Raw genomic sequence first — 10,436 nt, 5'->3', positions numbered from 1 at the left:
GTTCTTTCATTTTGGGATCTCCGGTTAGGTCAGGCAGATTAGATTATTGAGGTTGTCGACAACGTTAGACGAGGCACATCGTTTCGGATATTATAATTAATCACACATTGCGTTGCCGAAACAGCAACGCTGCATCAGGAGCCCGCCATGCAAATTCCGGCACTAAAGTACTTCTTGATGGTGGCTGACATCGGCTCGATCCGTGGGGCAGCGGAACAACTGAATGTCAGTGGGTCGGCGATTTCCCGTCAAATCCAGAAGCTTGAGCATCAGTTTGGTGCTGCTTTCTTTGACCGAAACCAGAAAGGCATGGTCCTAACGGATGAAGGTCAAGAATTTGAAATTCACGCCCGTCGTGCCGTGCGGGAACTTGACCTTGCAAACGCCAAGATCGACAACATCCGTGGGCTGGTATCCGGCAAAGTCAGCTTCACGACCATCGAAGGTGTGATGAATTCCTGGATTTTTCCGACGATCGCTAACTTCAAGAAAACCTATCCGGGCATTTCGTTCGATTGCCGCATTCTCAGTACCGAAGCAATCATAGATGCCGTCATCGAAGACAAAACGGATTTCGGAATTGCGATTGGCGTGGAAACGAGACCCGAAATCGAAATTCTAAGCGTGATCGGTACCCGGTTTGTTGCGGCCATGTCGCCTCACCACCCGCTCGCTGACCGCGCATCCGTTGGCCTTCGAGATATTCAACCTTATGAACTCTTGATGCTTGACCGAAGTTTTATGACAAGCAAACACTTCTACCGCTCGGGTATCGAGCGCGGGTTGTCGTTCAATACCACTTTCGAACTGAACCAGATCGAAGCGCTGGTATCGTTTGTAGTGATGACCAACCGTTTGACAATCTTACCGGACTACGCCGTGTCGCCCGCCGCAAAGAGTCTGGGTATCGTCGTGGCTGAAATTTCCAAGAATGACCTGCCCGAACTCCAAACTGCGTTATTTGTAAAAAGCAATCGCCGCCAAACCGTGGCCGCGGCGCATTTCCTGGAATTTTTGAATGACCGGCATCCGGCCCCATCGGAAGGTTTCTTCGTAGAACCACGCTAAGGAAGAACGAAGCCTGAACATGGCTTACGGCGTGGCATTTCTGATCGCCTTGTAAGCTGTTGATCTGCCTATGCCGAGGTGTTTTGCGGCTTGAGCGACGGATTTACCTGCGCTGACGAGATCTTGGAGGGCTGAGATTGTCTCGGGTTGCAATGGCGGGCGACCAGGGGTGCGGCCATGCTTTCGAGCGTTGATCAGGCCGTCTTTGGTGCGCTCAGAGATCAGGCGGCGCTCGAAATGCGCAATGGCCCCGAAGACATGGAATACGAGTTCTCCAGCGGCAGATGTCGTGTCGATCCGCTCCTCGAGGCTGATCAGGTTGATCTCTCTGGCCTTGAGGTTATCGACGGTTTCCAGAAGTTCCTTGAGCGAGCGGCCCAAGCGATCGAGGCGGATGACGGCGAGGGTATCGTTGGGCCTGGCCTGATCAAGCAAGGCTGCCAAACCGGGCCGGTTGAACGTCTTGCCGGAGATCACGTCTTCGAAGACGCGAATAGCGCCATGTTGTAGCAGTCGATCTTTCTGGCCGGACAAATCCTGGTCGGCGGTCGAGACCCTTGCGTATCCGAGGATGTCGCCAGTGCGTGGCATGGTGTCTCCAAAACGGCCGTTTTATGGCCTGAGTTGACATGACCATTCCGAACCCAGTTTGGCACGTCAAATGTGTCTTTTTATTAGTCTCTATAATATTCGGTGTCTTCAAACTTGCAACAACGTTTTGAGGACACTTTATGGGCCGCAGACTTCTTTCACCCCGCGCGTATGCGGACCTTTTCGGGGTGCCGACAGATTCTGACGCTTTGATCCGCCACTATCTGCTGAGCGGAGATGACATTGATCTGATCCGTACTCGCCGCCGCCCCGAAAACCACCTTGGTGTTGCGGTACATATTTGCTTGCTGCGCTACCCCGGCTTGGGGTGGAGCGAAGGTATGATGCCGCCAGCTGAACTGATCGCCTGGCTTGCCGAACAACTTCAGGTCGGCACCTGTTCACTCGACGACTATGCCGTCAGGCGAAATACGCGGCATGAACACCATGCCCTCGCGATGCGCCATTTGGGGCTGTCCCCTTTCGGACCTGAACATGTGCAGCAGGCAGAGGATATCGCCACGAGGGCGGCCTTCGCAACGGATCATGGCGTGAAAATTGTAGAGACGCTGATTGCGGATTTGCGCAAGCACCATCTGGTATTACCAAGCGTAGACACGCTTGAGCGCCTCGCCTTGAAGGGCCGAGCGCGCGCCCGGCGTGAGGCTGCCGCGGCGCTGTTTGATGCCCTCTCACTGGAGCAGCGTGACCATTTGCAGGCGCTCTTGGTGAATGACCCGTCCGTCGGGCAAACGCGGCTCACATGGTTGCGCGGCTTTCCGCACTCGACCAGTTCGGCCAGCATGGCCGCGCTTCTGGACCGCTTGAAATATCTGCGATCATTGAATCTGCCGCCAGATCTTGGCCAGGGTCTGCACCCGGACCGTCTGCTCAAGTTTGCGCGTGAAGGCGCTGTAGCGCCCGTCAGCTTGCTGAACGATTTTGGCGAGCGGCGGCGGATCGCAACGCTCGCGGCACAGACGGCGGATTTATCCATCACGATCACCGACGCGACGATCGCCATGTTCGAGCGGTTGACCGGCCAGCTCTTCTCAAGATCCCGCAACCATCAGGAGGAGGTTTGGCGTATGGGGAAGACCCGGGTTGGCAAGCTGATGCAACTCTTCGGTGCATCCATTGATGCCATGGCCCGCGCGCAGGACACGGGGCAAGATCCCTTTGCTGCGCTGGATGCGGACGTTGGGTGGGACATTCTCTTGGGCAAGCGTGACGAAATTGCCGGCTTCGGGGAGCTGGCAACCAGTGATCCGCTTTCTCTGGCGGCTGAGCGCTATGCCTATATGCGCAGGTTCGCCCCTGCCTTTCTGGAGGCTTTCCAGTTCAATGCCACTGATGCGGGGGATGACCTCAAAGATGCAATCGCCTTGCTGCGTGATCAGAACCGCACCGGCAAACGCAAGTTGCCCGATGATCTGCCCATGCCGTTCGCCGCCAAGCATTGGCCGTCATTGATCTACCACAACGGTCAACCACAGCGGCGCGTGTACGAAACCGCCGTTGTGTCCACCTTGCGAGACCGTCTGCGTGCGGGAGATGTTTGGGTCGATGGCAGTCGCGAATATCGCCGGTTCGACAGCTATCTGATGCCCCGGGATACAGCGGAGACCGTCATGCGCGACGCGGGCTTTGAGACAGATCCGGGAGCATGGCTGGCGGATCGTCGTGCCATGTTGGCCAAACACTTGGGCCAGGTGGATCGCGCCCTGAAGCGCAATGCCCTCTCTGGTGTCCGAATTGAGCGCGGGCGGTTGAAAATTACGCCGCATGACGCGGTCACACCGCCCGCTGCGTCGCGCTTGGAACGGGCGATTGACGCCCTGATGCCCCGCATCCGCATCACGGAATTGCTCTGGGAGGTAAATGCACAGACCGGGTTCCTCGATGCCTTCACTGACCTGCGGTCTGGCAAGCAGCACGATGAGCCCGCCGCCGTTCTGGCCACAATCCTGGCCGGGGCCACCAATCTTGGCTTGGAGCGGATGGCCCATGCTTCATCACGTGTCAGCCATGCGCAGCTGACTTGGGCGCAGACATGGTACCTTCGGCCCGAGACGTTCGCGGATGCCTTGGGCCGCATTGTCGATGGTCATCATGGCCTGCCCTTCGCGCAACATTGGGGCGCAGCGGAGCGCAGCTCATCGGATGGCCAGTTTTTCTCTGCCAATCGTGGCAGTGGCCTTATCAACGCCAAATACGGGCCAGACCCTGGCCTGAAAATCTACTCCTTCCTGTCGGGCCAGTACGGATCGTTCCATTCCAGCGTCATCGGGGCGACCGCAGGAGAAGCGCCATTTGTGCTCGACGGCCTTCTGAGCAACCCAGCCAGCTTCGACCCCCTCGTTCACTACACAGATACCGGCGGCGTATCGGATCACGTCTTCGCCTTGTTCCATCTGTTGGGAATGACGTTTGCGCCGCGCTTGCGCGACTTTCCCGATCGGCGGTTAGCATGCTTCGGTGGCGCGAAGGCGTGGCCCACCCTGTCACCCCTCATCGGGAAGCCAATCAACGAAGAGGTAATCCGGCAGCATTGGGGCGATATCATGCGGCTCGCGGCTAGCATTCGGGACAAGTCTCTGAAACCGTCTGAAATCCTGCGCAAGCTTGGGGCGTACCGCCAGCAAAACCGGCTCTACCTCGCCTTGGGTGAAATCGGTCGAATCGAACGCACGCTCTTCATGCTCGACTGGATCGAAAACGCCGACCTGCGCATGGAATGCCACGCGGGCCTAAACAAGGGTGAAGCGCGCCACTCGCTGGCCAGGGCCGTCTTTGCCCACTCACAAGGGCGCATTCACGATCGCTCTGACGCCGCCCAACAGAAGCGGGCCATGGCGCTCAATCTCGTCATTGCTGCCATCACGTTCTGGAACACGATCTACATGGACAAAGCGGCAAGCCACCTCGCGCGGACCAGCCCGCTCTACGACGCCAAGCTGCTTGCCCACACGTCGCCCCTCGGCTGGGAGCACGTCATTCTCTCCGGTGACTTCGATTGGCATTCAGGAGCAGCAGAGCGCAAAATTGCGCGGCCGCTGAACATCAGACCAGCCAGAGACTGGGGAACGTGAATATGTTCGCGCAATGTTCCCCCTTAGCGTGGTTCTACGAAGAAACCTTCCGATGGGGCCTGGAAGAGTTGGAAGACCGGGCTCCGATTGGTGACTGGGCATTAGAGCTGCAGTTCTTTGCCCATGATTTGGACAACGGGCTTTCAGAAGATCATATAGTTGAAGGCCTTCCCGTACACATCAACTACAGGCGCTTTGCGGATGTTGCCGGAATGCCAGTGGATGGAGACTTCCTGGCTCTCCTGAGTACCTATTTTACAGAGCATCTCAACGCGGTGCACGTTCACTCCCGAACGCGACAGGCGGTATTGAATTTGATCTAGGCAACTCCAAGCCAATTTTCTCGGAAAGCCTGATAACTGTTATCTGTTATCTTCTGCGGCCATCGATCTCTGCAGATGTAGGGATGTCGATGCCTCCTGCCCTAAGGCATTCATACAAAAGTTCTTTCTTAGTAAGCCCGCGCCTCTTCGCCTCGAATGCAAAGGCTTCCTTGATGGGTTCTGGCACATTCGTGAAAGAGAACTGGACGCGCGGGGCGTCCTTCAAAGCAGATGACTTTGCTCTGCTGACACTTGGCAACGGTGCCGCCATTGCCTTCAACTTCTTTGAGCTGTCGTCTGCGTCCAGATCGTCGTCAAGGTTTACGCTGACTTTGGCCATGACCCGCTCCTGTAGAAACTGATTAGGCCCCTGCCCTGCAAATCCGCCAGAACCGACTGAGCCGACCGTCGCGCCGATCCCTGTGGGGCTTGCCCTGTAGAGGTCATTTCCTTGAATCCTGTCCGATGCGCGCACATGGCGTTCAGCCGAGGCACATTTTGGGTATCGAGAGCATCGACAATGGCCTGCGTGATGTTTGTTTGTGTATCCACGTCCATCATCACGACCAGGGCCGGAATCTCTTTTTCCATTGTCTCAGCAACACTTTGAACATGTGAATAGGTTCGCTTGGCTCCCTTGGCGTCAGCTTCGTTGGCCTTCGATGGTATCAGGATGAGATTGGCAGCCGCGATGGCGTGCATTGCCATCGCCGACTTGAAGCCTGCTGTATCCACAAAGATCGCGTCATACGGCGGATCAGCCTTCTTCAATGCCTTGACGGTTGGCAGAAGCTTTTCGTCATCCTCTTCGTATAGCCAGTCGAGATCGGTCTGTTCTTTTTTTGCCCACGATTCCAAGTGCCGCTGAGGGTCTGTGTCAATCACGGCGACCCTTGCACCATCCTGAACCATCAGGCTTGCGATGGCCGTCAGAAGTGTCGTTTTTCCCGCGCCGCCCTTTTCCTGCACTACGCTGATAACCTGCGTCATGGCTTGCCTCCATTTTCCCCCAACCCTTAACCCTTAACCAATAACTGTCAACACTTAACAGGTATCAGGTATCTGTTAAGTGTTATGGGGCCTTGCCCTTGCGCTCATACCATTTCCGACAAAACCCTATAAAAGCGGCATCCGGGTGACGTGGTGGGTCGTTCATCCACATCCGCCATTCCTGCTCAAGCGCATAGACATCCCATGTGGGAGCAGCCTTTCGAGCCTGATCGTAGGCATCAGAGGACAAACGCACCGATACCTCTGAAGCGAACGACGGGCTATCGCCATAAATCTCCAGAAACTCAGGCTTTGGAGTAATTTCCAGTACATCATGCAAAAGCCTGAAGCGATAATCGGGCATGTGGGACTGAGCCTCATCTGCCCTGCAGATCGCCTTTACAAGGCGTTTGAACTCTTTTGCTGTAGATGTAGAGCCTGTCTTGTGTTGCAGCTTATCCAACCCAATCCGCCAGACATCCTGCTTTCCGCAGTGCTTTCGTGCCAACTCATACAAGCGCCGCTCCAAGGGTTTGCGGAGCTGAAAATAAGCTTTGTTGAGCGTCAGTACGTTCTTGTTCTCGATGGCCTTGACGAGCCAGTCACCCATTTCCAGCTCGACACTGAGAAGGCGGCCTGTGGAGTCCTCCTTGACGATCCGCGCATCGGTGATGAATGAAATCGAACGCCACTCACCTATGCCATGGTCATGAATGTTCGTCTCGATCTGCGTAAACTGAAGACGGGTGAGAGCACGTCGAAGCGTTGCGTAGGCCTGTCCGGTAGTATGGCGGTTTGTGGCCTTCAGCAGATCATGGGCTGAAATCCGGACACGACGACCGATCTCCTGGCCTTCGTTCTTCGCTGCCATGAGTTGGCTCAGAACATAAATCAGAATATCCCTATCAAAGACATTTGCGCGGCCTTCCTCAGCCGCTGGCGTGATCTTCACCTTCACGTTGCCTTGTTCGTACTCGAATGCGGCTAGGTCCTTTTTGACCGAGAGCGAGAACAGGGGGTGTTCCATCGAGGCGCGGTCACTCTTAGGCGTGGCATCTAGGATGTCACAGACAAACAGGTCCGGCTCAGTGTGCCGCTGCGGTAGCAAAGCTGTTCTTTTTCGGGGCCGTGCCATTATTCGATAATCTACCCACCATTATTCGACAGTCTGCCCACCAGAGGCGTGCATTGTTCGATACTCTACACACCTTTCTTCGACAGTCTACCCACCTTTCTTCGATACTCTACACACCGGCAGGCTAAAATGTGGTGGAATCACGAAACGAAATCAGTGTGTTGCGGAGATAGCGATTCTCGTAACACTTTCTATAACACATATATAACACACAACTTCTCAGACAGAGCTGATCAGGGCCATCACATGATCGCTCACCGTCGATAGAACACACAGGCATCGACACCCGTGGTTGTCGTGGTCCATGACGCCCCAAGGACAGCGCATGTGGACGCGTTGCTGGCCAAGAAACGAGGAAGCGTCACCGTCAACACCAGGGCCAGAACCAATGCACCCAGACCAAACCAAGGCAGGCGGCTTTTGAGGCGATCCGCTTTCTGTTCTCGCTCAAACACCTCTCGATAGGTTCTCGACCTATCATCTTCCGATTTGGCCAAGGCTCCAATGGTCTTGTCCGTCTGGACGCCAAGGCGTCGGACAATCTCGGTCATTGCGTCTGCGGTTGCGCCCAGGTGGCTGTCGAGGGTCTGGCCAAGAAGATCCCCGTATTTTTTTGGATTGGTCTGATCCCGTGCGGCGAAGGCCGCGATCCGCGCTTCCGTCGCAACCTTGATCTGCTTGTCCGCCACGGCGGTCAGATCGTCGATCCTGTCGGACATGCTGGCGACGGCTGTGGCCATGAGATCAAGCGTTTCGCGCAGATCATCGTCGGAGAGGGCAGGGAGGTCGGGTTGGTCTGGCATCGGGTGGCGTCCTTCGGATTACTGGTCCTGCGGGACAAACAGCCCCTTGAACTCGGGATCGACGTAGTAGCGCAGCTTCTGCGCGACGGCGGTGGCTTGCCCCTGCACGCGCAGGAGCTGGTTTTCCGGGCGGAGCTGCATGATTTCATCGGGGGTGAGCAGATCGCGACCCGTGAGGTTGTTACTGAAGCTGGGGCCGTCACCGGGCTTGAAGCTGTCGGTCTGGAATCCGGCTGTTTCCTGGCCGATCATCTGGCTCAGCCACTTGGCCGTCTCGAAATCGTTCACCCCGAAGACCTGCTGCACCCCGGCATTGGCAATGAATGTGCCTGCGCGTTCGCCGTAGAGGTCTCTGAGCTGGCTCATGTCCTGCAGAATCGGCCAGAGCTGAAGCCCGTAGCCCGCCATCAGCCCCATGGCGCGTTCTACGGCTTCCAGGCGGCCCAGGGCGGCGAATTCATCGAGCAGGAAGAGGGCAGGGGCCTTGAGGCGCTCAGAACGGCCCTCTGACGCGCTCTGAGGCCGCTCAGCGTCCCGTGCGATGTCCTGAAGGGCCTGAGAGACCAGAAGGCGCAGCCAGCGGCTGTAAGCATCCATTCGGTTCGGGGGCAGCACCAAGAACACCGAGGTGATCCGGTGGCGCAGATCAGAGAAGGCGAAGTCCGAGCGCGCCAGGCACCGGGCGATCCGTGGACTGTCCAGAAAATGCGTGTGCCGCTGTGCGTTCGACAGGACAGAGGCGGCTTCCCGATCCGCCTTGCCGAGGAAGCGGTTGGCGGCACGGGCAATCAGCCCGCCCGCCGCATCGCTGTCCTGCATCAGTTCCAGCAGCGCGCGCAGCTTTTCCGGGGGCAGGGTGAGATATTCCCGGACGGTGGCGAGAGACCGGCGGTCGCGATCCTCGTGGCAAACACAGAACATGATCAGCCCGCCGAGGATGGCCTTGGCCTCCTCGTTCCAATGCGCTTCCGTGACCTGTCCCGGCGGGTCCATGACCAGCGCCTCTGTCAGGGAAGCGGCATCCTCACCCAGATCGAGGCTGTCCGGTGTCAGCCGGTCGAGCGGATTGTAGGCAGCAGAGGGCATTCCGGAGACTTCGAAAGGATCGAGGACGTGGACCGTCCCGAACCGCCGCCTGGCTTCCCCGGCGATCCGGGCATTCTCGCCCTTGGGGTCGATGACCAGGACCGAGCGTTCCGCTGCCAACAGGTTGGGGATCACGGTGCCGACACCTTTCCCGGCCCGTGTCGGGGCGAGGGTGATCAGATGGGCCGGACCATCATAGCGCAGCAGCCGTCCGGTGTGCGGGTTGCGCCCAATCAGAAGGCCGTCTTCCCGTTGGAGTTTCTTCAGCTCCTTGCGGTTGGCGAAGCGGGCGGAGCCGTGGCTGTCGCCGATCAGCCCGAAGAAAGCGTCCGCGCCAGAGGCCATGCGCCAGTACTGGAACCCGAAGATACCACCGACAAAAATGAACGGACCGAAGACCAGCCACTGCCATGCGCTGTCGCCGGGCGGCTGGTCGAAGAAGGCGAAGACGAAGGGCGTGGCCACGAGCGCTCCGATTATCGCGCCGAACACGACAGCGCCGATCATCCAGCCCAACAGGATGGGCGTAAAGATCAAACGACCGAAGAACCGGAACAGCCCTCCGAAGACGCGCATCACGCCCCGCATCAGGAGGGCGTTTCCGGATCAGAGCTGGACGGGGCAGGGGAGGGCGGCCCCGAGGGAGTTCCCCAGTCCGCGAAGGCCTTGCGGTCCTGTTCGCGGGGGAGGTTGCGGATCAACCGGTCGAGCATGGCGGCAGCACCAGAATCCCGTTCCGCCAGGTCCATAAGCGCCCCGCCCAGGATCACCTTGCGCCGCGTGTCGAGCTTGCGCTGTCTGGTGGCTTCCCGGTTCTTCAGCGCCTGAAGACGGGCCTTGGCCTGGGCGTATCGTTTCTCGGCCCGTTCGAGTTCGGTGTCTGCCAATGCGCGTCTCCATCTTTGAAAAGAGCAGGTGGACAGGTTGGTCTTGTCAGATCGAGCGATAGCGCTTACCCGTAGGCCTGTAAAGGACAAGGGCGCACTTATGCAAACTCTTCACCTGCGGTTCCGAGATTTGCGTGCGATCTCTCTGGGGCCACGCCCCGACCGATGGTCACCCCCTTCGATCCGTGCCGTATCGACATGGAAGGGCGCGCCGCCCCTTCCAAACCATCCCAGCCCAACCTCAGCGGTTGGATCGCGCCCCGCAAGGTCGCGCCAGCGTCTCGCCCGATGCCCCACGGTGGGGGCCGGTCTGGCGCTGGCGTCTCCCTTGCGGGAGGTTCGTGTCGTTGGACCTGACGGTGCCGACACGAACCGGGTTTGCCCCCGGCAAACCGCCAGTGATCTGTCCCCATATCCCGCCCCCCATGAGGCTGGGGATCTGGGGGCAGATCACTGGCAAG

At 58.0% G+C, this 10,436-nt stretch carries 10 protein-coding genes; 3 read left to right on the top strand and 7 right to left on the bottom strand.

Going from position 1 to position 10,436, the window contains the following annotated elements:
• The first annotated feature begins 147 nt into the window (after positions 1-147).
• Positions 148-1,068, top strand: a complete 921-nt coding sequence (locus tag ACDP63_RS23315; protein WP_409928723.1) for a LysR family transcriptional regulator — start codon at positions 148-150, stop codon at positions 1,066-1,068.
• 24 nt (positions 1,069-1,092) lie between these two features.
• Here ACDP63_RS23315 and ACDP63_RS23310 read toward each other — a convergent pair whose 3' ends face one another.
• A complete protein-coding gene (locus ACDP63_RS23310; RefSeq protein ID WP_409928722.1) occupies positions 1,093-1,659 on the bottom strand; it encodes a recombinase family protein in 567 nt (188 codons plus the stop codon).
• Positions 1,660-1,799: 140 nt separating this feature from the next.
• On the opposite strand from ACDP63_RS23310, the gene ACDP63_RS23305 reads away from it, so the two are divergent.
• Both ACDP63_RS23305 and ACDP63_RS23300 read left to right on the top strand, forming a co-directional pair.
• Positions 1,800-4,751, top strand: coding sequence for a Tn3 family transposase (locus ACDP63_RS23305; protein WP_409928721.1), 2,952 nt, complete (start codon positions 1,800-1,802; stop codon positions 4,749-4,751).
• Positions 4,752-4,753: 2 nt separating this feature from the next.
• On the top strand, positions 4,754-5,074 hold the full coding sequence (locus ACDP63_RS23300) for a hypothetical protein (protein ID WP_409928720.1): 321 nt from the start codon (positions 4,754-4,756) through the stop codon (positions 5,072-5,074).
• A 46-nt stretch (positions 5,075-5,120) separates the two neighbouring features.
• Here the strand turns inward: ACDP63_RS23300 and ACDP63_RS23295 are convergent, their stop codons facing one another.
• The 6 genes from ACDP63_RS23295 to ACDP63_RS23270 form a co-directional block, all read right to left on the bottom strand.
• Positions 5,121-5,414 (bottom strand): hypothetical protein, encoded by a 294-nt coding sequence (locus ACDP63_RS23295; protein WP_259950550.1) that lies wholly within the window; start codon positions 5,412-5,414, stop codon positions 5,121-5,123.
• Positions 5,396-6,064: a ParA family protein gene (locus tag ACDP63_RS23290; protein WP_259950551.1), complete on the bottom strand. Its 669-nt coding sequence runs from the start codon at positions 6,062-6,064 to the stop codon at positions 5,396-5,398. The genes ACDP63_RS23295 and ACDP63_RS23290 overlap by 19 nt, the downstream gene beginning before the upstream one ends.
• Positions 6,065-6,146: 82 nt before the next feature.
• The gene (locus tag ACDP63_RS23285; RefSeq protein ID WP_203243594.1) at positions 6,147-7,199 is read right to left on the bottom strand and encodes a replication initiator protein A; all 1,053 of its coding nucleotides are present in this window, start codon (positions 7,197-7,199) and stop codon (positions 6,147-6,149) included.
• Positions 7,200-7,453: 254 nt separating this feature from the next.
• A complete protein-coding gene (locus ACDP63_RS23280) occupies positions 7,454-8,002 on the bottom strand; it encodes a hypothetical protein (protein ID WP_409928719.1) in 549 nt (182 codons plus the stop codon).
• An 18-nt stretch (positions 8,003-8,020) separates the two neighbouring features.
• On the bottom strand, positions 8,021-9,664 hold the full coding sequence (locus ACDP63_RS23275; protein ID WP_409928718.1) for a type IV secretory system conjugative DNA transfer family protein: 1,644 nt from the start codon (positions 9,662-9,664) through the stop codon (positions 8,021-8,023).
• Positions 9,665-9,675: 11 nt separating this feature from the next.
• The gene (locus ACDP63_RS23270) at positions 9,676-9,975 is read right to left on the bottom strand and encodes a mobilization protein (protein WP_409928717.1); all 300 of its coding nucleotides are present in this window, start codon (positions 9,973-9,975) and stop codon (positions 9,676-9,678) included.
• Positions 9,976-10,436 lie beyond the last annotated feature (461 nt).

Source organism: Paracoccus sp. P2 (assembly GCF_046335115.1).
Taxonomy (GTDB): Bacteria; Pseudomonadota; Alphaproteobacteria; order Rhodobacterales; family Rhodobacteraceae; genus Paracoccus; species Paracoccus pantotrophus.
Note: the sequence above shows the minus strand (reverse complement) of the source record. Positions and strands in the feature narration are given on the sequence as shown.

Coding starts and splice junctions, on each gene's coding strand:
- ACDP63_RS23315 (WP_409928723.1), top strand. CDS start 148: ATGCAAATTCCGGCACTAAAGTACTTCTTGATGGTGGCTGACATCGGC.
- ACDP63_RS23310 (WP_409928722.1), bottom strand. CDS start 1,659: ATGCCACGCACTGGCGACATCCTCGGATACGCAAGGGTCTCGACCGCC.
- ACDP63_RS23305 (WP_409928721.1), top strand. CDS start 1,800: ATGGGCCGCAGACTTCTTTCACCCCGCGCGTATGCGGACCTTTTCGGG.
- ACDP63_RS23300 (WP_409928720.1), top strand. CDS start 4,754: ATGTTCGCGCAATGTTCCCCCTTAGCGTGGTTCTACGAAGAAACCTTC.
- ACDP63_RS23295 (WP_259950550.1), bottom strand. CDS start 5,414: ATGGCCAAAGTCAGCGTAAACCTTGACGACGATCTGGACGCAGACGAC.
- ACDP63_RS23290 (WP_259950551.1), bottom strand. CDS start 6,064: ATGACGCAGGTTATCAGCGTAGTGCAGGAAAAGGGCGGCGCGGGAAAA.
- ACDP63_RS23285 (WP_203243594.1), bottom strand. CDS start 7,199: ATGGCACGGCCCCGAAAAAGAACAGCTTTGCTACCGCAGCGGCACACT.
- ACDP63_RS23280 (WP_409928719.1), bottom strand. CDS start 8,002: ATGCCAGACCAACCCGACCTCCCTGCCCTCTCCGACGATGATCTGCGC.
- ACDP63_RS23275 (WP_409928718.1), bottom strand. CDS start 9,664: ATGCGCGTCTTCGGAGGGCTGTTCCGGTTCTTCGGTCGTTTGATCTTT.